Origin of the sequence: Streptomyces sp. NBC_00386, assembly GCF_036063235.1 — a bacterium.
In the GTDB taxonomy this organism is placed as follows: domain Bacteria; phylum Actinomycetota; class Actinomycetes; order Streptomycetales; family Streptomycetaceae; genus Streptomyces.
Genome location: NZ_CP107950.1, coordinates 187,602 through 209,372, shown reverse-complemented (window position 1 = coordinate 209,372; position 21,771 = coordinate 187,602). Strand labels below are relative to the sequence as shown.

The 21,771-nt window shown below is 72.4% G+C and carries 9 protein-coding genes and 2 pseudogenes; 9 read left to right on the top strand and 2 right to left on the bottom strand.

Features of this window, described 5'->3' with window-relative positions; all coding sequences use genetic code 11:
- Nucleotides 1-73 precede the first annotated feature (73 nt).
- Together OG780_RS00800 and coaD are read left to right on the top strand one after the other, a co-directional pair.
- The gene (locus OG780_RS00800) at nucleotides 74-655 is read left to right on the top strand and encodes a DUF6817 domain-containing protein (protein ID WP_328443600.1); all 582 of its coding nucleotides are present in this window, start codon (nucleotides 74-76) and stop codon (nucleotides 653-655) included.
- Between the two features lie 2 nt (nucleotides 656-657).
- Nucleotides 658-1,104, top strand: a complete 447-nt coding sequence (coaD, locus tag OG780_RS00795; protein WP_328443598.1) for a pantetheine-phosphate adenylyltransferase — start codon at nucleotides 658-660, stop codon at nucleotides 1,102-1,104.
- A gap of 18 nt (nucleotides 1,105-1,122) precedes the next feature.
- On the opposite strand, the gene OG780_RS00790 is transcribed toward coaD, so the two are convergent.
- Nucleotides 1,123-2,508, bottom strand: coding sequence for an aminotransferase-like domain-containing protein (locus OG780_RS00790; protein WP_328443596.1), 1,386 nt, complete (start codon nucleotides 2,506-2,508; stop codon nucleotides 1,123-1,125).
- Between the two features lie 586 nt (nucleotides 2,509-3,094).
- Here OG780_RS00790 and OG780_RS00785 point away from each other — a divergent pair.
- The gene (locus OG780_RS00785; protein WP_328443594.1) at nucleotides 3,095-4,021 is read left to right on the top strand and encodes a phytanoyl-CoA dioxygenase family protein; all 927 of its coding nucleotides are present in this window, start codon (nucleotides 3,095-3,097) and stop codon (nucleotides 4,019-4,021) included.
- A 252-nt stretch (nucleotides 4,022-4,273) separates the two neighbouring features.
- Here OG780_RS00785 and OG780_RS00780 read toward each other — a convergent pair whose 3' ends face one another.
- Nucleotides 4,274-5,110 (bottom strand): putative nonproteinogenic amino acid hydroxylase, encoded by an 837-nt coding sequence (locus OG780_RS00780; protein ID WP_328443592.1) that lies wholly within the window; start codon nucleotides 5,108-5,110, stop codon nucleotides 4,274-4,276.
- A gap of 404 nt (nucleotides 5,111-5,514) precedes the next feature.
- On the opposite strand from OG780_RS00780, the gene OG780_RS00775 reads away from it, so the two are divergent.
- The 6 genes and pseudogenes from OG780_RS00775 to OG780_RS44475 all read left to right on the top strand — a co-directional run.
- Nucleotides 5,515-5,829, top strand: a complete 315-nt coding sequence (locus OG780_RS00775) for a phosphopantetheine-binding protein (RefSeq protein WP_328443590.1) — start codon at nucleotides 5,515-5,517, stop codon at nucleotides 5,827-5,829.
- Nucleotides 5,826-7,076 carry a cytochrome P450 gene (locus OG780_RS00770; RefSeq protein WP_328443589.1) on the top strand — a complete coding sequence of 417 codons (1,251 nt, stop codon included), beginning with the start codon at nucleotides 5,826-5,828 and terminating at the stop codon, nucleotides 7,074-7,076. Before OG780_RS00775 ends, OG780_RS00770 begins: the two co-directional genes overlap by 4 nt.
- Nucleotides 7,073-7,807 carry a thioesterase II family protein gene (locus tag OG780_RS00765; RefSeq protein ID WP_328443588.1) on the top strand — a complete coding sequence of 245 codons (735 nt, stop codon included), beginning with the start codon at nucleotides 7,073-7,075 and terminating at the stop codon, nucleotides 7,805-7,807. The genes OG780_RS00770 and OG780_RS00765 overlap by 4 nt, the downstream gene beginning before the upstream one ends.
- An 82-nt stretch (nucleotides 7,808-7,889) precedes the next feature.
- A complete protein-coding gene (locus OG780_RS00760) occupies nucleotides 7,890-10,994 on the top strand; it encodes a type I polyketide synthase (RefSeq protein WP_328443587.1) in 3,105 nt (1,034 codons plus the stop codon).
- 65 nt (nucleotides 10,995-11,059) lie between these two features.
- Nucleotides 11,060-16,591, top strand: a pseudogene (locus OG780_RS00755) (SDR family NAD(P)-dependent oxidoreductase); the annotation flags it as partial.
- A 60-nt stretch (nucleotides 16,592-16,651) separates the two neighbouring features.
- A pseudogene (locus tag OG780_RS44475) lies at nucleotides 16,652-21,749 on the top strand (beta-ketoacyl synthase N-terminal-like domain-containing protein); the annotation flags it as partial.
- Nucleotides 21,750-21,771 lie beyond the last annotated feature (22 nt).

The following is a 21,771-nucleotide window of genomic DNA, read 5'->3' as shown; positions in this document are numbered from 1 at the left end:
CGGGGCTTGCCGCCCCGCCTACGATCGTGGGTGCTTCAACTCAGACGGCGGCCCATGGACGGGTGAGGTTGAGATGACCGCACAAGCACTGGCGCTCCTGCGCGCGGCCGGAGCGGAAAGGATCGAACACCCCGGCGGGACACTGCTGGCGCACCTGGAGCGAGTCGGTGCCCTTCTCGCCTCGTGGGGTGCTCGCCCGGCGCTTGCGTCGGCCGGGCTGTGTCACGCGTTCTACGGCACCGACGGCTTCCCGGTCGCGCTCCTGGATCTGGGGCACCGGGCGGAACTGGTCGAGGCGATCGGCGCCGAGGCCGAAGCACTCGTCTACTTCTACGCCTCCTGCGACCGCGCCTCCTCCTACCGGGGACTGACCGACGTCCGGGGCGCGTTCGTGGACCGGTTCACCGGCACCCGGATGCACCCGGGTCCCGACGCGCGTCGGGACTTCGCCGAACTCACCGCCGCCAACGAGCTCGACATCGCCGCGATCAGCCCCGATGTCCGCATGCGTCACGGGGCGGACCTGCTCGAACTCTTCACCCGATGGCGGCCGCTGCTGTCCGAGCAGGCCTGGGCACACTGCCGCGACGTGCTGGACGGAGCCGGCCGCCGACCGCCCGGCACCTGCAACCCCGGGGACATGCGCAGGAATTGAGCATGGCGCAGCCGCTGCTCTCTCCGATCGTGCGAGCCCTCTTCCCAGGATCCTTCGACCCGGTCACTCAAGGGCACCAGGACGTACTCCGGCGCGCTGCCCTCCTGTTCGACGAGGTCGTCGTGTGCGTGATGTCCAATGCGAACAAGACCGGCCGTTTCCCCGTCGAGGAACGGCTGGACCGGCTCCGCGCGGCAGCAGCGGAGTTGAGCAGCGTCACGGTCGACTCCCATACCGGCGGCCTGCTGGTCGACTACTGCCGCCGGGCCGCAATCGACGTCGTCGTCCGCGGAGTCCGCGGCGTCCGCGACCTGGACCACGAAATGCCGATGGCCCGCATGAACCGCGAACTGGCCGGAGTCGAGACGTTCTTCATCGCTGCGGACCCAGCCCTGGCCCACATCTCCTCCACCCTCGTCACCGCGACGGGCCGCAAGGACCCGGTCTGAGCATCACGGCTTCCGGGGTCAGGCGCTCTGCGGCTCCAGCAGCCGGCCGGACCGTGTGTGCCGGGCGCCGGGCACGTGCCGGGCGCGCTGGTCCCGGACGAGTTCGCCCAGCCGCTCGACGCCCAGGGCGATCTGCTCGGGGGTGAGCACGCTGAAGGAGAGCCGGGCCTGGTGGAACCCGGACGTGCCGCCGTAGAAGTGGTCCATGGGCGTCCACAGGACGCCGAACCGGGAGGCCGAGTACTCGAGCATGGCGTCGTCCGCCCGGAACGGCAGCGTGAGGACGACGAACATGCCGCCCTCGGGTGTGTTCCACGAGACGTCCTGCCCGGTGCCCGGCACCGGGGCGAAGACGGAGTGCAGACTCTCCAGCATGGTCGCGAGGTTGCGGCGGTAGACCTCGGCCTCGCGGGCGGTGGCACGCTTGAGACTGCAGCCGTTCTGCAGGAGGTATCCGCCGATCACCGCCTGCGCGACGGTCGAGGTGTTGAGGGTGACCATGCTCTTCAGCTTGGCGAGATGGTCGGCGAGCAGCACCGGCTCCTCGTGCGAGGCACCCGTCGCCGTCACGGGCTGGTCGGCGATGACGTAGCCGACGCGGGCACCGGCGAAGGCGGACTTCGCGAACGACCCGAGGTGGACCACCTGGTGCCGCTCGTCCAGGGCCTTGAGCGTGGGCAGCGGGGAACCGGCCGCGCGGAAGAGGGAGTAGGGGTTGTCCTCGATGACCAGGATCTCCTCCCGCCCCGCCAGTTCCAGCAGGGCGATCCGGTCCGCCAGACACATGCTCGCGCCACTGGGGTTGGCGAAGTCGGGGACGACGTAACAGGCACGCGGCCGCAGGCCCTCGCGCCGCGCCGCCCGTATCTGCCGCTCCAGGTCCTCCAGGTCGATGCCCCCCTCGTGTTCCCGTACGGAACGCAGCGGCGCGCCGGCCACCCGGGCCGCGCCGATGAACCCGACGTAGTTGGGGGTGGCCGCCAGGACGACGTCGCGCGTGTCCCGGACGAGCGTGCGCAGCAGCAGCACCATCGCCTCCTGGCAGCCGGTGGTCACCACGATGCTCTCCGGGTCGACCCTCAGGTTCTCGTCGACCTCCAGCTGGCGCGCTATGAGTTCGTGGATGAGCCCTTTCGTGCGCCCGTACTGGAAGAACGTGCGCCGCACCTGCTCCGCGGACAGGCCTTTGTCGACCTCCAGATGATTTTGGAACGTCCTGAGGTGACGGGAGAGGTCGTCGACGTCGTAGAAGCCCTCGAACGGGCGGCCCGCGGAGAACGACACCGCTTCCGGATACCTTCCGGCGAGCTCGTTGAGCAGCGTCATGGAAGTGAGCGCGGGATCGTCGACCGACGCGTGCAGGTCGGTGACACTCAGCCGGATCGGCCCTGCTTGTCTGGACATAGTCACGTCATCCTCGTCCGCCGGACAATCCAGCCCTGAGCTGGTGTCGGTTGAATGCCGCCTCGTCGGGGTTCTCAAGAACATATGTGGCTTCCCTCGAACCGTGAAAGACGATGACTGGAGGAACGGTCGACTCCCGCTGTTCCGCCGTTTCGGAAAAGCGATTTCCGTGCACCCTGTCCCGTCAGCGGGACAGAGCGGATCGGGATCCGGACCGGCCGGGCGCGCAATACCGGAAACGCGGGTGTGCTATCGGCAAAGCCCTGAGTTCCTCGAGACGTTGACACCCTCTTGGGCGGCCGAGAGAGTAGGGAACTGCTGGGCGAACCGCGAGAAGGCCCGGGGACCGCCGCCGCGACCGGCCGGCGTCACCCGGTGAAATCGCCGGGCTGCGAACCGGGTCGCGGGCCGTCCGCCCGGCCGATGAGCGGCCGCATATCAGGGCGATGCCGCGTCGACCCTCCCATTCGACCACCTGCACACGGTCCGCGCCGAATCGACGGAGCCCGCGGACGGTACGCCGAGGCGGCTTTCCGCATTCTCCCGCGCGGCAAGCGGTACCTGACACCCGAGAAGGAGTTGACGCATGACCACACTTGACGAAGGCGTACTGGAGAAGGCAGCCAAGGAATACGCCGAGCAGGGCTTCTCCATCATCCGCAATGTCATTCCCCGGGAGCTCCTCGAGGAGGCGGCCGCCCACGTCGACTGGCTCACCCGGAAGTACCCGGATCTGCGCCCCGAGCACTTCCACCACCCGCTGATCCGCAACGACGCCTTCTGGGCACGTCTGGTCTCCGACCCCCGTCTGGTCGACATCGCGGAGTTCTTCCTCGGCCCCGACCTGGGGTGCTTCACCGCCCACTACATCTGCAAGCCCCCCTACAACGGGCAGCCCGTGCTGTGGCACCAGGACGGCGCGTACTGGACGCTGAGCCCGATGGAGGCGCTGACGGTGTGGCTGGCCGTCGACGAGAGCAGCACGGAGAACGGCTGCCTGCGGATGATCCCCGGCAGCCACGAACTGCCGCTGCACAAGCCGTCGTCGCGCACGGACACGGACAACATGCTGTACTCCGCCTCCGACGAGGACATCGTCCAGGAGTGGATCGACAAGCGCGGTGTCGTGGACATCGAGCTCCAGCCGGGCGACGTCTCCGTCCACCACCCCCACCTGCTGCACTACTCGGAGGCGAACACCTCCGCCAAGCGGCGGTGCGGTCTGGACATCGGCTACATCGCGACGACCACGCGCATCCACAGCGAGGGGATCTACCTCGACCCGCTGCTGGTGCGCGGAACCGACGCGGCCGGCCTGAACAACTACCGTCCGTTCCCCACCTACCAGGAGGGCGAGACGATCCCCTTCGCCGGCCAGGAGGACTGGAACGACAAGGTGGCCAAGCTCAACGCGGCGCTGCCCGCGCGTACCCGGGACCTGCCCGAGGAGAGCCCCATCGAGACGACCCGGCACATGATCGAGCGGCTGCGCGCGGGCACCACGAAGGGGTGATCCATCCGGTCGCACGGGCCGATGGTGCGCCGCCCCCGTGCGGCGGACCGTCGGCCGGCCGCCGGCACGCAACAGGGGCCTGCGGGGCGCCGTCCCATCGACGGGACGATGCCCCCAGGCCCCTGCGGTGTGCCGGCGGCCGACCCGACGGGTGCGTCACGCCGGGGGAGGGCCGGACCGCCGCGGCCGACGGCGGGCCGGGTCCCGGGGCGCTGCCCCGGCCCCCGGCCCGCCGTCGGCCGCGGCGCGCTCTCACCAGTCGAACGCCTCGCCGTCGCCCCGCTTCTCGATGCAGTACGTGCGGAAGGCCTGGGCCCTGGCGACGATGTCCTCGTCGCCGGTGCGCCGCGCGGCCTCCACGTACCAGTCGAAGGCCGCGGTGGCGTGCGCGTGCCGCTCGAAGTGCAGCTCGGCGAACGGGCGGAAGCTTGGCCGCATGGTCTCGAGTGTCAGGCCGGCGGCGGAGGCGATGAGTTCCTCGATCTCGGCCTCGGTCGGCTCGGGGCGCTCGACGACGCGGATCGGCTCGGTCGCGGGGACGGCGCCGCGGATCGCGACGGGCTCCTCGGCGTCCGCGAAGTCGAGGCAGAGCGAGAGCCGGGCGGTGCCGGACGTGCTGCGCGCGGAGTGCGGGTCGGTCGAGTGGATCTTCCACACCTCGCCACGGCGGATGTGGTAGACGATGTCGTTCTCGGAGTGCAGCGCCTCCTCGCTGGTGCGCAGCGGAATCTGCACCCGCGTGCCCGGCTTCGCCCACTCCAGGAAGTCCACGTGCGGGGCGATGATCCCCTCACGCAGGGCGAAGACACGCACCCACTGCAGCCGGTCCAGGGGGAAGTGCCCGGCCACCAGGGACATGATGTTCGGCAGCTTCTTTCCCAGCTCGGTCAGGGAAAGGCTGCCTTCGTGGGGGCGGAAAGCGACGTCGGAATCGGCGCCGCTGCCGTTGGCCAGCACATGGGACGACCATGACCCGAAGGTGAAGGTGTCGTATTCGCCGCCGTACTCGTGCTCGTCCACGATGGACAATTCCGGGCCCAGGTCGTACGCATCGATGGGCAGTACCGCGAGCCGTTCCGATTTCAGCAAGGAAATCCCCTCCAGCACATGATTGTTTGACGCGCCCGGAAACCGCTGGGCGTTCCGCCCGATCGTCACCATAATTCTTCCGAGTTGTACAAGGCAACGACGCTGTGGCGCACGGGACTTGAGCCGTCCTGCCGGTCCGGCCGGCGCCCGTCCCATGTTCCGGGCAGTCCGGCAGCGGCACTGTTCCGTCCTGTCGGCAGGACACCAGACGCCTGCCGGGTTGTCCGCACTGTCATCCCTTGCCTGGCGTTTCTCCGGCCATCTACCGTGGCAGCGCGGTGACTTCGGGCACGCCTGTCGCACAGGCGATCCATCACTTTCGGGTCTGTCGGGTCGCTGCGTCGACCTTCCGGCAGCGGCATGGACGGGCATTCCCGTTCGACAGAGGAAGGAAATTGCTGGAAATGGAATCTTCGCCGAAGGTGATCAACCAGCGGGACGGACAGGACGGGACGCCAGAAACCGAGGCCGCGTCCAGCGGGGTGCCGGAATCGCTCGTGAGGGAAGTCTCGGCACTGTGGGCGGCACACTTCGGCGACCGTGAAGTCGGCCCCGAGGACGACTTCTTCGTGCTCGGCGGGAATTCGCTCACCGGAATCAAAATCATCGAGCAGGTGGCGCGGGACTACGGCGTCCAGCTGTCCGTGCGCGACTTCTACCTGGCACAGACCCCCACCCGGGTCGCCGAACTGATCGAGCAGGGGAGGACCAGGACGTGAGGCTGACGCCCGGTCCCGCACGCGACGTCGACCTCGACACCCTCGACCTGTTCGACCTGGACCTGTACACAACGGGCGATCCGCACCCGGTCTGGGACGTGATGCGGGCGAAGGCACCGCTGCACCACCAAGTCCTGCCCGACGGGCGGGAGTTCTGGTCGGTGACCCGCCACGAGGACGTCTGCCGCGTGCTCGGCGACCACCGCGAGTTCACCTCCGAACGCGGCACCACACCCACCCACGTCGGGATCGACGACCCCGCGGCGGGCAGGCTGCTGACCTCCACCGACCCGCCCCGGCACACCGAGGTCCGCCGGCCCCTCGGCTCCAAGCTCACCGCCCGGGCGGTGAAGTCCTGGGAGGACTCGATCCGCGGGACGATCCGGCGCTTCCTCCAGCCGGCCCTCGACGGTGACACCTTCGACCTCGCCGAAGCGGCGCTGCTCCTCCCCGCGATGGTCACCGGCCCGCTCCTCGGCATCCCCGCCAAGGACTGGGAGGAACTCGTCCAGCTCACCGCGATGGTGACCGCTCCCTCGGACCCGCACTTCATGGTCGGCCACGAGGCCGCCACGCTGGCCATCTCCCACCACGAACTGGTCAACTACGTCACCGAGTGGGTCAAGCGGCGCCGCGCGGCCGGCGGCGAGGACGACACCCTGCTCGCCCACCTCATGAGCGTCAGCGCGGGCGGCGCACCGCTGAGCGACGAGGAGATCGCCCTCGACGGCTACAGCATCCTGCTGGGCGCCAACGTCACCACACCGCACACCGTCTCGGGCACCGTGCAGGCCCTCATCGAGCGGCCCGAGCAGTTCGAGAAGGCGCAGGCGGACCCGACGCTGATCCCGAACCTGGTCGAGGAAGGGCTGCGCTGGACATCGGCCGCCTGCAACTTCATGCGCTACGCGGTGGACGACATCCCCATCGCGGGCGGCACGATCCCGGCCCGCGCGGCGGTCGTCGCGTGGATCGGCTCGGCCAACCGCGACGCGTCCCTGTTCCCCGACCCGCACACCTTCGACATCACCCGCCCCAACGCCAAACGCCACGTCGCGTTCGGGTTCGGACCGCACTTCTGCATCGGCGCACCGCTGGCCCGGCTGACCCTGCGGATCTTCTTCGAGGAGCTGCTGCAGCGGTGCGGACCGATCGAGCTCGCCGGCGAACCGCAGCACCTGCGGTCGTACTTCATCGCCGGGATGACCCACCTCCCCGTCGTCGCGCAGAAACGAAAGACGCCATGACAACCGGCTCCGCCGTCGCCCTGTCGCCGTGGTTCGTCCGGCCGCCCACCGACCACCCGGCCCGGCTCTTCTGCTTCCCCTTCTCCGGATCGGGCGCCTCCGCCTTCAGCGCCTGGCCGGCCGCGCTCGAGGACATCGAGGTCTGCCCGGTGCAGTTCCCCGGCCGCGAGAACCGGCTCGGCCACCCCCACTACGGCACCTACGAGAACCTCGCCGCCGGCCTGATCGAACCCCTGACACCGCTGCTCGACCGGCCGTTCGCGTTCTTCGCGCACTGCGCGGGCGCACTGCCCGCCTACGAGACCGTGCTCAGGCTCGCCGAAGCCCAACTGCCCACACCGGACTGCCTGTTCGTCTCCGGCCAGCCGGCCCCGCACGACGCCTCACGCGACCGGATGCTCACCATGACCGAGTCCGAACTGCGCGACGAGGTCGAGGCGTTCGTCCGCGGCCGGGGCATCGAGCCGCGCCCCGACATGCTCGACCTGGGCCTCATGGTCCTGGCGCGCGACCACGCCGCCGCCAAGAAATACCGGCGCGAGACGCCCACCACGGTGGACTGCCCCATCGTCGTCGTGCACTGGCGCGACGACCAGGACATGACCCTGGCCGATCTCCAGGGCTGGCGCCGCTACGCCGACTCCGTCGAGTTCCGGGTGGTCGGCGGCGGCCACTACGACTTCATGAACGCGCCGGACGAGCTGTCGAAGCTGCTGACCCGTTGGCTGTGAGCGCCGTGCAGCCGCTCGTGGCCGTGAGCGCCCCGGCGCCGCGCGTGCCCGCCGTACACCGAAGGAACCGGAAGGAACACTCATGAGTGGCGCAGCCACCGATATTGCCGTGATCGGGATGTCGTGCCGCTTCCCCGGTGTGCACGGCGTGGACCAGTTCTGGGACCTGCTGCACCAGGGACGGTCGACCATCGGCACCTTCCCCGCGCAGCGGGCCGCCGACGCACAGTCCACCTACCGGTCCCACCCGGACGCCGCCACCTTGGACTCGGGCTCGTTCCTCGAGACCGTCGACGGCTTCGACGCCGCCTTCTTCGACATCTCGCCCGGGGAAGCCGCAGCCATGGACCCCGTGCAGCGGCTGGGCCTCGAACTCGCCTGGGAGGCCGTCGAGGACGCCCGCCTCCCGGCCGCGGCCCTGGCCGGCCGCGAGGTCGACGTCGTGGTCGGCGCCGGGCCCTCCGGCTACGAACTGCTGCGCAAGCTGTCCGGCAGCGACAGGGACGACCGCTACGCCGCGCTCGGCTCCAGCGGCGCGCTGATCGCCAACCGGATCTCGCACCTGTTCGACGTCCGCGGCATGAGCCTGTGCGCGGACTCGGGCCAGTCCTCCTCCCTGGTGTCGCTGGCGCTGACCTGCGAGCGGATCGGCGGCGGCGCGGTGGACATGGCGATCGCCGGAGGCGTGCACCTGATCGTCGACCCCGAGGCCGGAGCAGGCCTGGCGAACCTGGGCGCGCTCTCGCCCGACGGCCGCTGCTTCCCCTTCGACGCACGGGCCAACGGCTTCACCCGCGGCGAGGGCGGCGCGTTCGTCGTCCTGAAACGGCTCGACCTCGCCGTCGCCGACGGCGACCCCATCCACGCGGTGGTGCGCGGCTGGGGCGTGAACAGCGGCGGCGCCTCCTCCCGGATACCGGACCCCAGCCCCGCCGGGCAGGCCTCGGCCGTGCTGTCCGCCGTGCGCCGCGCGGGCGTCGCGTTCGAGGACGTCGACTACGTCGAGGCCCACGGCACCGGTACCCGGCTCGGCGACCCGGCCGAACTGTCGGGCCTGCGGGAGGTGTTCCGCGCGAGCGGCCGCAGCCGCCGGCTCGCCGTCGGCTCGGTGAAGGCCAACGTCGGCCACCTGGAGCCGGCCGCGGGCATCGTCGGCTTCGTGAAGGCCGCGCTGTGCGTGGAGCGCGCCCACCTGGTCCCCACCCCGAACTTCACCACCCCCAACCCCGCCGTCCCCGGCTTCCACGACGACTTCGAGGTGCTGCGCGCCGCGCGGCCCTGGCCGGGCGAACCCGGCCGGCCGCGCCGGGCAGGGGTGTCCTCGATCGGCATGGGCGGCACCAACGCCCACGTCATCCTCGAACAGGCCCCCGCCCCTCGGGCCGGACAGCCCGCCGCCGGCGGGAACGGGACCGCGGCGATCGTCACCGAGACGGTGCCCTGGGTGCTGTCGGCCCGCTCGGAGCAGGCCCTGCGGCAGCAGGCCGCGCGGCTGCACGACCTCGTGAGCGCCGACGCGTCGCTGCCGGCGGCCCGGATCGGGCACTCCCTGATCGCGACCCGGTCGCTCTTCGAGCACCGCGCCGTCGTCCTGGCCGACGACCGCGACGAGGCCCTGGCCGGCCTCGACCTGGTGGCGGCCGGCAGCGCCGGGACCCGGGCCGTGCGCGGCACCGCCGGCCTGCCCGCGGGCCCGGTCGTGTTCGTCTTCCCCGGCCAGGGCTCGCAGTGGCTGGGCATGGGCCGGCAGCTCTACGCCGAGTCCGAGGTGTTCGCCCGCTCCATCGACGCCTGCGCCGCGGCGCTGGAGCCGTGGCTCGACTGGTCCCTGCTGGACCTGGTCACCGAGACGGAGTCGGCACCGTCACTGGAGCGCGGGGACGCCGTCGTCCAGCCCGCACTCTTCGCGATGATGGTCTCCCTCGCCGCACTGTGGCGCTCCCTGGGAGTGACCCCCGACGTGGTGGTGGGGCACTCGCAGGGAGAGATCGCCGCGGCCTGCGCGGCCGGCGCGCTCTCCCTGAAGGACGCGGCGCGCGTCGTCGCCCTGCGCAGCCAGGCACTGACCGCGCTGGCCGGCCTGGGCGGCCTGCACGCCGTCGCCGCACCCCTGGCCCGGGTCGAGGAGCGGGTGCGGCGATGGCCCGGGCGGCTGTCGGTGGCCGCCGTCAACGGACCGGCCTCCGTGGTGATCGCCGGAGACCTCCCGGCCCTTGAGGAGTTCACCGCGCAGGCCACCGAGGACGGCGTCCGGGTCCGCCCCATCAAGGTCAAGTACGCCTCCCACTCCCACCACGTCGAACGCATCCGCGACCAGGTCCTCGAGGCCGCCGCCGGGATCACCCCGCAGGAGACGGAGGTGGAGTTCCACTCCACCGTCACCGCCGCACCCCTCGACACCCGCAGGCTCGACGCCTCGTACTGGTACGACAACCTGCGCTCGACCGTGCGCTTCGGCGAGGTCGTCGAGAACCTGATGCGCGAACGCGGCGGCGTGTACGTGGAGATCAGCCCGCACCCCGTGCTCCAGGTGGCGATGGAGGAGGCCGCCGACGCACTGGCCGCCCCGCCCCCGGTGGTGGGCACTCTCAGCAGGCACGACGGGAGCGCGGCCAAGGTCCTGGCGTCGCTGGCCGAACTGCACGTGCGCGGCGTGCCGGTGGACTGGACGGCGGTGTTCGCCCCCGGCAGGCCGCACCGGATCGGCCTGCCGGCCTACCCCTTCCAGCGCCGGCGCCACTGGCTGACCGCCTCCGACGGCACCGACACCCCCGCCGCACCGGCGGACAGCCGGGGCACACGCCCGGCGGGCCCGGACTCGCCGTCGGCTGCCCGCGCCCTCGTGTGCGCCCAGACGGCCCACCTCCTCGCCGCCAAGGGCGTGGAGCTGACGCCCGCCGATCTCGAGGCGCGGGCGGCAGAGACCTTCAAGGCCCTGGGCTTCGACTCCTCGATGGCGGTGGAGCTGCGCAACCGGCTCAACGCGGCGGCCGCGGTGCGGCTCCCGGCCACCGCCGCGTTCAGCCACCCCACCCCGCAAGCGCTCGCCGACCACCTCTTCTCCCTCCTGGAGCCGCCGGCCCCCGAGGCCGCGGAGCCGGTGGCCGCCCGGCCGGTGGAGGAACAAGCCCCGGACGGCCGCAGTGACGACGATCTCTACGCCCTGATCGACCGCGGATACCTGTAGCCGCACCCGTTCTTCCAATCAACCGTTGAGGGAGGCCCCTGGTGGAGGAAGTCGACAAACTCCGCTCCTACTTGCGACGTGCCGTCGGTGACGCGCAGGAACTGCGCGAGCGGGTGCGCGAGCTGGAGGAGTCCGCGCGCGAGCCCATCGCCGTCGTGGGTGTGGGGTGTCGCTTCCCGGGCGGGGTGACCTCCCCCGAGGAACTGTGGGGAGTCGTCTCCGGCGAAGTGGACGCCATGGGCGACTTCCCCCAGGACCGCGGCTGGGACCTGGAGGCCCTCTACGACCCCGACCCCCAGGCGCACGGCAGGACGTACACCCGCACCGGCGGCTTCCTGCCCCGACTCGCGGACTTCGACGCGGAGTTCTTCGGCATCAGCCCGCGCGAGGCGCTGGCGATGGACCCCCAGCAGCGGCTGATGCTGGAGACCTCGTGGGAGGCCCTGGAGCGGGCGGGCATCGACCCGGCGGCGCTGCGGGGCTCGGCGACCGGCGTGTTCACCGGCCTCTACGGCGTCGACTACGGCCCCAGGATCGGCGGCGGCGCGGCCGGCGAGGTGGAGGGCTTCCAGATCACCGGCACCTACCTCAGCGTGGCCTCGGGCCGCGTGGCCTACGTGCTGGGCCTCCAGGGCCCGGCGGTGTCGACCGACACCGCCTGCTCCGCCTCGCTCGTCGCCGTCCACCAGGCCGTACGGTCCCTGCGCTCGGGGGAGTGCACGCTGGCGCTGGCCGGCGGGGTCTCGACGCTGCCGACCCCGGGGATGTTCGTGGAACTCGCCCGGCAGCGGGGCCTGTCGGCGGACGGCCGGTGCAAGGCGTTCGCCGACGCGGCCGACGGCACCGGCTTCTCCGAGGGCGCGGGCGTCCTGGTCCTGGAGCGGCTCTGCGACGCGCGCCGCAACGGCCGCCGGATCTGGGCGGTGATCCGCGGCTCGGCGATCAACCAGGACGGCGCGTCCAACGGCCTGACCGCACCGAACACACTGGCCCAGCGGCGGGTCATCCGGGCCGCCCTGGCCGATGCCGGGCTGTCGTCCGGCGACGTGGACGCGGTGGAGGCGCACGGCACCGGCACCCGGCTCGGCGACCCCATGGAGGCAGAAGCCCTGCTGGCCACCTACGGCCAGGACCGTGACGCCCGACAGCCTTTGTGGCTGGGGTCGTTGAAGTCGAACATCGGACACACCCAGGCGGCCGCCGGCATCGGCGGCACCATCAAGATGATCATGGCGATGCGGCACGGGCTGCTGCCCCGGACGCTGCACGTGGACCGCCCCTCGACACACGTCGACTGGTCGCAGGGCGCGGTGGAGCTGCTGACCGAGGCCCGGGAATGGACCACGGCAAAGGACCGGCCCCGGCGCGCGGGCATCTCGTCCTTCGGCATCAGCGGCACCAACGCCCACCTGATCCTCGAACAGGCCCCCACCGAAGCCGAGTTGCCCCCGACTCCGGCAGATGACGCCGCACGGCCCGCCACCGGCGCGCCGCAGGCGGTGCCGTGGGTGCTGTCGGCGCGGTCGGAGCAGGCGCTGCGCGCGCAGGCGGCGCGGCTGCGCGACAGCGTCGCCGCGGACGCCGGCGCGACGGCCGCGGGCGTGGGACAGGCGCTGGTGACGACCCGGTCGCTGTTCGAGCACCGCCAGGTCGTCATCGGCGCCGGCCGGGACGAACTCCTCGCCCGCCTCGCCGCCGTCGCCGCGGGGGAGGAGCCCGCCTGCGGCGCGGTGTCCGCGGTGGCGAGGCCGGTCGGCAAGACGGTCTTCGTCTTCCCCGGCCAGGGCGCCCAGTGGATCGCGATGGGCCGCGAACTCATGGAGACCTCCCCGGTCTTCGCCGACGAACTGCGCGCCTGCGCCAAGGCGCTGGAGCCATGGGTGTCCTGGTCACTGATCGACACCGTGTGCGGCGGACCGGACTCGGCGGACCTGGAGGACATCGACGTCGTCCAGCCGGTGCTCTTCGCGGTGATGGTCGCGCTCGCGCAGGTGTGGCGCTCGCTGGGGGTGAGCCCCGACGTGGTCATCGGCCACTCCCAGGGCGAGATCGCCGCCGCCCATGTCGCCGGCGCCCTGACCCTGCAGGACGCCGCCAAGATCGTCGCCCTGCGCTCCCGCCTCCTGGCCACCGTCACCGGACAGGGCAGCATGGCCGGCATCCTGCTGCCCCAGGAGCGCGTGCACGAACTCCTCGCGGGCCAGGAGTCCCGCATCGGCATCGCCGCCGTGAACGGACCGAGCTCCACGACGGTCTCCGGCGAGAGCGAGGCGGTCGAGAAACTGGTCGCCGCCTGCCAGGCCGACGGCGTCCGCGCCCGGCTGATCAAGTCCAGCGTCCCCGGCCACTCACCGCTCATGGACCGCTTCGACGGCCGCCTCCAGCAGGAACTGGGCACCGTCACCCCCAGGACCACACCGGTGGCGATCTACTCCACCGTCACCGGCGACCTCATCGACCCCCTCCGGCTCGACACCGGCTACTGGTACCAGAACCTGCGCCGACCGGTGCAGTTCGCCACCGCCATGGGCCGCCTGGTCGAGCGGGAACGCAACAGCGCCGTCATCGAACTCAGCCCGCACCCGCTGCTCGTGATGACCATTCAGGAGATGTTCGACACCACCCCCGGCGCCACCGGGTTCGTGGTGGGCTCGCTGCGCCGCGACGAGGGCGGCCTCGCCCGGCTCTACCGGTCGGCCGCCGAAGCCTTCGTCCTTGGCCTCGCCGTGTCGTGGGAGACGGCCTTCGACGGCGCGGACGGCCCGGGGACCGAACTGCCCACGTACGCCTTCCAGCGCCGGCGCTACTGGCTGAACACCCCCGCCGAGACCACCGCCGCGAGCACCTGCGACCACCCGCTGCTCGACGCCGTGATCGACCTGCCCGACGACACCGGCCGCGGGGCAGTGGCGGGCAGCGGACGCCTGTCACTGGAGCGCCACCCCTGGCTCGCCGACCACCTCGTCCACGGCGCCGTCCTGGTGCCCTGGGCCGCACTGGCGGAACTGGCCGTGTGGGCGGCGCACCGCACGGGCCGCGACACCGTCGACGAACTCACCCTGCACACCCCGCTGGTGCTCTCCCGCACGGCCGAACGCGAGATCCGCGTCGTCGTCGACGGCAAGGGCGCCATCGGCGTGCACTCACGCGCCGACGGCGAGAACACGTGGACCCGCAACGCCACCGGGACCCTCGGATCCGGCACCGCACCCGCCCAGGAGAGCCTCACCGCATGGCCGCCCCCGGGCGCGACCGCCGTCCCCTTCGACGACGCATACACCAGGCTGGCCGCCCTCGGCTTCGGCCCCCTGCTGCGCGGCACCCGCGCGGTGTGGCGCACGGGCGACACCCTGTTCGCCGAGGTCGAACTGCCCGCGGCCGACGGCGCGGAGCAGGGCCGCTTCCGCATCCACCCGGCACTGCTGACCGCCGCGCTGCTCCCGGCCGGCCTGGACCCCTTCACCGACACCTCCCGGCCCGAGGGCCGACTGCCCTTCCACTGCACCGGACTGCGCCTCGACGCCGGCCGGCCCGCCACCCTGCGCGTGCGGCTCTCCCCCGCGGGGGAGAACACGCTGTCCGTGACCCTCGCGGACGGCAGCGGGACACCGCTCGGCTCCGTCGCCTCGCTGAGCCTGCGCCCGGTGGACGCCGAGGAGCTGACCGCGCTGAGCTTCGACCACCAGGACGCGCTGTTCCAGGTGGACTGGGCCCCCCTCGCCGTTCCCCCCGGGCAGCCGGCGGACCGGTACCCGGTGCTGGGAGCCGCCCCCGGCACGCAGGCAACGGACGGGCCCGCCTTCACCGGCCCCGCCGAACTCGCCGCGTCCGGCGCGGAGATACCCCCCCTCGTCATCGCCCGCCTCGACGATGACGGCACCGCCGGCGGAGACACCCCCGCCCTGGCCGAACAGCGCCTGCACCGGGTACTGCGCTGGACCAAGGACTGGCTCGCCGACGAACGGTTCTCCGCCTCCCGCCTGGTCCTCGTGACACAAGACGCCTTCCACGACGACCACGTCGCCCACCCCGATCCCGCGGCGGCCGCCGTCTGGGGCTTCGTACGCACCGCGCAGACCGAGAACCCGCAGCGCTTCACGCTCGTGGACACCGACGGCCGGCCCGAGTCCTTCGCCCTGGTGGCGGCGGCCGCCGCCACCGGCGAAGCCCAGCTCAAGATCCGGGCCGGCCACGCGAGCACCCCCCACCTGGCCCACGCGGCCCCCGCACCCCGCGACGCAGCACCACGAGCGGCTCCGCTCGGCTCCGGTACGGTGCTGATCACCGGCGGCACCAGCGGCCTCGGCGCGATCCTGGCCCGGCACCTGGTCGAGCGGCACGGCGTGCGCCGGCTGGTGCTGACCAGCAGGCGCGGCCCGGCGGCCCCCGCGGCGGCGGCCCTGAGCGAGGAACTGACCGCGGCCGGCGCCCACGTCCAGATCGCGGCCTGCGACGTCACCAGCCGCGACGCCGTCGCCGAACTGATCGCCGCCGTGCCCACCGAGCACCCGCTGACGGCGGTGATCCACTGCGCCGGCGTCCTGGACGACGGCGTCGTCCAGACCCTGACCGAGGACCGCCTCGATGCGGTCCTCGCGCCGAAGGTGCGCGGCGCCTGGCACCTGCACGAACTGACCGAGCACCTGGACCTGTCCGCGTTCGTGCTGTTCTCCTCGATCGCCGGCGTGCTCGGCACACCCGGACAGGCCAACTACGCGGCGGCCAACGCCTTCCTCGACGGCCTCGCCGAGGCCCGCCGCAGCCGCGAACTGGCCGCCGGCGCACTGTGCTGGGGCTTCTGGGCCGAACGCAGCGACATGAGCGCCGACATCAGCGAAGCCGACGTCCGGCGCCTGCAGCGCCGCGGCGTGCGCCCGCTGTCCTCGCAGGAGGGACTCGCGCTCTTCGACGCAGCCCTGGCGGCCGACGCACCGGTACTCGTGCCGGCACTGCTGAACCTGCAGGCGAGCGGCAGCGCGCAGACGGCCTCCCCGCTGCTGCGCACCCTCGCCCGGACCTCCACCGGACCCGGCGGATCCGCGGGCCCGGAGACCACCGACGTGCCCCTCGAACAGCAACTGAGGTCGCTGCCGGCAGACGAGGCACAGACCCTCCTGCTGGACGCCGTACGGACGCAGACCGCGCTCGTCCTCGGTCACGCCGACACCGGGCGGGTCGCTCCCGCGGTGACGTTCAAGACGCTGGGGATCGATTCGCTCACGGCACTGGAGCTGCGCAACAAGCTGGCGGCGGTGACCGGCCTGAAGCTGCCCGCCACCCTCGTGTTCGACCACCCGACCCCCACCGCCGTCGCCCACTTCCTGGGCACACGCATCACCCCGGACCCCGGCGCCGGGCAGCAGTCCCCGGCCGATCACCTGGCCCAGGAGATCGAGCACCTGGGCGCCCGGCTCGAGGACGCGTTCCGCACGCTCGCGGAGCAGGACCGGGCCACGATTTCCACTCTGCTCGGCGAGCTGCAGGGCCGAGTCCGTTCGATGGCGGGCGACGACGGGTCACCGCTCGCCATCGTCGACCAGATCGGTGCGGCCTCGGCGGGAGAACTCCTCGCGCTGCTGGACAAAGAGCTCGGCTAGGGGAAAGCGATGACAAACGACAACAACGCCGAGGTTCTCGACTACCTCAAACGGACGTCGATCGAGCTGATCGAGACGCGCAGGCGCCTTCAGGAGCTGACGGACGCCGCCGCCGAACCCATCGCGATCGTGGGCGTCGCCTGCCGCTACCCGGGCGGGGTGGCGTCCCCCGAGGAACTGTGGGAGCTGGTGCGACAGGGCGCGGACGTCGTGGACGACTTCCCCGACGACCGCAACTGGGACCTGGAGAACTTCTACGACCCGGACCCGGACCACCCCGGCACCTGCTACACCCGCAAGGGCGGATTCCTCCACGACGCCGGTGACTTCGACGCCGACTTCTTCGGGATCAACCCGCGCGAGGCCCTGTCCGCCGACCCGCAGCAGCGCCTGCTGCTGGAAGCATCGTGGGAGTGCGTGGAGCGGGCCGGCATCGACCCCGAGTCCCTGCGCGGCAGCGACACCGGAGTGTTCGCCGGACTCGCCTACTTCGGCTACGGCAACCACTTCGCCACCCCGGAAGCCATCTCGGGCTACGCGCAGCTCGGTTCCCTGCTGAGCGTGGCGTCCGGGCGGGTGTCGTACGCGCTGGGCCTGGAGGGCCCGGCCATCTCCACGGACACCGCGTGCTCGTCCTCGCTGGTCGCGGTGCACCAGGCGGTGCAGTCGCTGCGGCAGGGCGAGTGCACACTGGCCCTGGCCGGCGGGGTCACCGTCGTCGGGATGCCTCAGGTGTTCCGGGAGATGTCCAGGCAGCGGGGCCTGTCGGTGGACGGCCGGTGCAAGGCGTTCGCGGACGCGGCGGACGGCACCGGCTTCTCCGAGGGCGTCGGCATGCTCGCCCTGGAGCGGCTCTGCGACGCGCGCCGCAACGGGCACCGGATCTGGGCGGTGATCCGCGGCTCGGCCATCAACCAGGACGGTGCGTCCAACGGCCTGACCGCGCCCAGCGGTCCCGCGCAGCAGCGCGTCATCCGGGCCGCGCTGGCCAACGCCCGGCTCCAGGCCGGCGACATCGACGCGATCGAGGCGCACGGCACCGGCACCACGCTCGGCGACCCCATCGAGGCGGGCGCCCTGCTCGCCACCTACGGCCAGGACCGCGATGCCCAGGACCCGCTGTGGCTGGGGTCGCTGAAGTCGAACATCGGGCACACCCAGGCCGCCGCCGGCGTCGGCGGCATCATCAAGATGATCATGGCGATGCGGCACGGGCTGCTGCCCCGGACGCTGCACGTCGACCGCCCCTCGACACACATCGACTGGTCGGCCGGAGCCGTGGAGCTGCTGACCGAGGCCCGCCGGTGGACCACGGCGGACGGCCGGCCCCGGCGGGCGGGCGTCTCCGCGTTCGGGGCCAGCGGCACCAACGCGCACGTGATCCTGGAGCAGGCGCCCGAGGAGGAAGAGGACGACCAGGACCCCCTGCCCCACTGCACGAGCGACCCGGTGCCCTGGGTGCTGTCGGCGCGCTCCGAGCAGGCCCTGCGCGAACAGGCCGCGCGGCTGCGCGACTTCGCCGCCGCCGACGCGGACCTGGACCTCCTGGACGCCGGCTGGTCGCTGGTGTCGAGCCGCACCCGCTTCGAGCACCGCGCGGTGGTCCTCGGCCACGACCGGGACGAACTGCTGAGCGCGCTCGACGCACTGAGCCAGGGCAAGGACTCGGCCGCCCTCGTGCGCGGCACGGCCGGCGAACCCGGCAGCCCGGTCTACCTGTTCCCCGGACAGGGCTCCCCGTGGGCAGGCACCGCAAGGCAGCTGTACGACACCTACCCCGCCTTCGCGCAGAGCCTCGACGAGATCTGCGCGCGCTTCGACGCTCACCTGCCCTACCAGCTCAAACCCGTACTGCTGGCCGACGAGCCCGCCGGCCGCGAACGCACGGACATCGCCCAGCCCGCCCTGTTCACCCTCCAGGTCAGCCTCTACCGGCTCCTGGCCCGGTACGCCCCGCGGCCCGCCCGGCTCATCGGCCACTCCGTCGGCGAGATCGCCGCCGCCCATGTCTCCGGCGTCCTCGACCTGGACACCGCGACCCGGCTCGTCGCCGCCCGCGGACGCACCATGCAGACCGTCACCGAACCCGGCGCCATGCTCGCCGTCCGCGCCTCACCCACACGTGAACACCCTCCTGGACGCCTACGACCGCGTCGGCGTCGCCGCGGTCAACGGCCCCGAGTCCGTGGTCGTCTCCGGCCTGCGCGAGCAGGTCCACGCCCTGCGCGACCGGCTCGCCGCCGACGGCGTCTCGGCGAAACTCCTCCCGGTCGACCACGCCTTCCACTCCCCGCTGATGGACCCGGTCCTCGACGAGTTCGCGGCGGCGCTCGGCGAACTCCTCCCCGGCGAGATGACGATCCCCATCGTCTCCACCCGGCTGGGCCGCGAGGCCACGCTCCAGGAACTGACGTCCGCCCGCTACTGGGTCGACCACGTCCGCGACCCCGTGCGCTTCTGGGACGCGGTGCAGTGCGCCCGCGCCGCCGGCGCGGGCGCCTTCGTGGAGGTGGGACCGGGAGCGACGCTCACGAGCATCACCAAGGAGGCCCTCGCCGGCGAGGGCGTGCACGACGTACTGGTCGTACCGGCGTCGCGGCGCGACCGCACCGCCCCGCAGGCACTGCTCGGCGCACTGGCCCACCTGCACGTCGCCGGTGCCCCGGTGGACTTCGGCGCCCTGTTCGGCCCGCGCCGCAGGGTGGACCTGCCGACCTACGCCTTCCAACGGCAGCGCTACTGGCTGGACTTCCTCGCCGGAACGCAGACCACCGACGTCACCTCCGCTGGCCTCCTGGCCCCCGGACACCCCCTGCTCGGCGCCGTGGTGGAGCACCCCGGCACCGGCGAGAGGGTCTTCACCGACCTGTGGTCCCAGCGCACCCACGGCTGGCTGGGCGACCACACCGTGTTCGGCGCCGTCGTCGTCCCCGCGACGGCCTACCTGGACCTGGCACTGTCGGCCGGCGGCCACGTCGGATGCGGCACCGTCGAGGAACTCACCCTGGCCGTCCCCCTGATCCTGCCCGACTCCGGCGACGTGCGCATACGCGTCGTCCTCGGCGCGGCCGACGACAGCGGACGCCGCTCCCTGGACGTGTACGCGCAACCCGGCCAGGACACCCCGGACCAAGGCGGCTGGACCCGCCACGCGAGCGGGAACCTGGCACCGGGCACCGCACCCGCGGCCACGGCGCAGCTCACCGCATGGCCACCGGCCGGGGCCAGGCAGCTCGACATCAGCAACCTCTACGACCGGTTCACGGACGCGGGATTCGACTACGGCCCCCTGTTCCGCGGCCTGCGGGAGGTCTGGCGGCACGGCGAGGACCTCTACGCCCTCGCCACCCTCCCCGACACCGCCGACCCCACGGCCGGCGGCGCCTTCGCCCTGCACCCGGCCCTGCTCGACACCGTCCTGCACGCGTCCGTCGCCGGCGGCGTCATCGAGGTCACCGGCGAACAGGGCCGCATGCCCTTCGCCTGGTCAGGCGTGGACCTGACCGGGCCCTGCACACCGACCGTCAGGGTCCGCCTGTCCCCGGCCGGCGAGGACACCGTGTCGCTGGCGATCGCCGACGAGCACGGCCGCCCGGTCGCCTCCGTCGCGGCACTGGCCTTCCGCCCCGCCAACGCCGGACAGGTCCGCTCCGCACCCGGCGGACAGGAACGGCCGCTGTACGAACTGCGGTGGCGCCCGCTCAAGGACAGCAGGCGCGAGACCCACCAAGAACGATGGGCCCTCCTGGGCACACCCGGCGCTCTCGCCGCCCGGCTCACCGGCACGAGCGAGCGCCGTCCCGCCTTCCACGCGTCGGTGGACGAGGTCCTCGCCGGGGAGGCACCCCGCCACGTCGTCCTGGCCCTGGACGACGTCCTCACCCACGGCCCCGGACTGCTCGACACCGTCGCCGACGCGAACAAGCGGGTCCTGGAACAGGTCCAGCGCTTCCTCGGCGAACAAGCCCTCGCCGCCTCCACCCTGGTGGTCCTCACCCGCCTGGCCCTGGACACCCAAAACGGCGAGCGCCTCGAAAGCCTGCCCGGCGCGTCCGTATGGGGCCTGATCCGCTCCGCCCTCACCGAACACCCCGGCAGATTCCGGCTGGTGGACATCGACGACGCGGACACCTCCTGGGCCCGCCTGCCCGACGTACTCGCCCTGGACGAGGACCAACTGGCCCTGCGCGAGGGGACCTTGCTGATCCCGCGGCTGGCAGCGGCCGAGCCCGCCGGCCACCGCATCGAACCCGCGCCGGCCGGAGCCCACCGTCTGGGCATCGAGACCAGGGGCACGCTGGAGAACCTGACCTGGATCCCCTGCCCCGAGGCGGAAGCACCCCTGGCACAGGGCCAGGTCCGCATCGCCGTGAAGGCCGCCGGCCTCAACTTCCGCGACGTCACCATCGCCCTGGGCCTGGTGGACCGCACCGCCATCGACGCCGGACTCGGCAGCGAGGGCGCCGGCACCGTCCTCGAAGTCGCCGACGACGTCACCGAGTTCACGCCCGGCGACCGCGTGACGGGCATCTTCGGCGGGGCCTTCGGCCGCACCGCCGTGGCCGACCACCGCATGCTCGCGCCCGTCCCCGACGGCTGGAGCTTCGCCCAGGCCGCATCCGTGCCGTGCACCTTCCTCACCGCCTACCACGGCCTCTTCCGCGTGGCGAACCTCCAGAAGGGACAGCGCGTCCTCATCCACGCCGCGGCCGGCGGCGTCGGCATGGCCGCCGTCCAGCTGGCCCGCCACGCAGGCGCCGAGATCTACGCCACCGCCGCCCCCGCCAAATGGCCCGCCCTGCGCGCCCTCGGAGTGGACGAGAGCCACCTGGCATCCTCCCGCGACCTGGACTTCGCCGAGAAGTTCCACCGCACCTCCGGCGGCCGCGGCGTGGACGTCGTCCTCAACTCCCTCGCCCACACCTTCGTCGACGCCTCACTGACCCTGCTCCCGCACGGCGGGCACTTCGTCGAGATGGGCAAGACCGACATCCGCGACCCCCGGCAGATCACGGCCGCCCACCCCGGAGTCGACTACCGGCCCTTCGACCTCTACGAGACGGGCCCCGAGGCGATCCAGGAGATGTTCCGGACCGTCCTGGACCTGTTCGCCGACGGGCACATAGACCTGCCCCCGCTCTCCCTGCGCGACATCCACGACGCACGCCAGGTGTTCCGCG

Excerpts from the sequence above, each read along its gene's own strand:
- OG780_RS00760 (WP_328443587.1), top strand. The coding sequence starts at position 7,890 with ATGAGTGGCGCAGCCACCGATATTGCCGTGATCGGGATGTCGTGCCGC.
- OG780_RS00800 (WP_328443600.1), top strand. The coding sequence starts at position 74 with ATGACCGCACAAGCACTGGCGCTCCTGCGCGCGGCCGGAGCGGAAAGG.
- OG780_RS00765 (WP_328443588.1), top strand. The coding sequence starts at position 7,073 with ATGACAACCGGCTCCGCCGTCGCCCTGTCGCCGTGGTTCGTCCGGCCG.
- OG780_RS00775 (WP_328443590.1), top strand. The coding sequence starts at position 5,515 with ATGGAATCTTCGCCGAAGGTGATCAACCAGCGGGACGGACAGGACGGG.
- OG780_RS00785 (WP_328443594.1), top strand. The coding sequence starts at position 3,095 with ATGACCACACTTGACGAAGGCGTACTGGAGAAGGCAGCCAAGGAATAC.
- OG780_RS00790 (WP_328443596.1), bottom strand. The coding sequence starts at position 2,508 with ATGTCCAGACAAGCAGGGCCGATCCGGCTGAGTGTCACCGACCTGCAC.
- coaD (WP_328443598.1), top strand. The coding sequence starts at position 658 with ATGGCGCAGCCGCTGCTCTCTCCGATCGTGCGAGCCCTCTTCCCAGGA.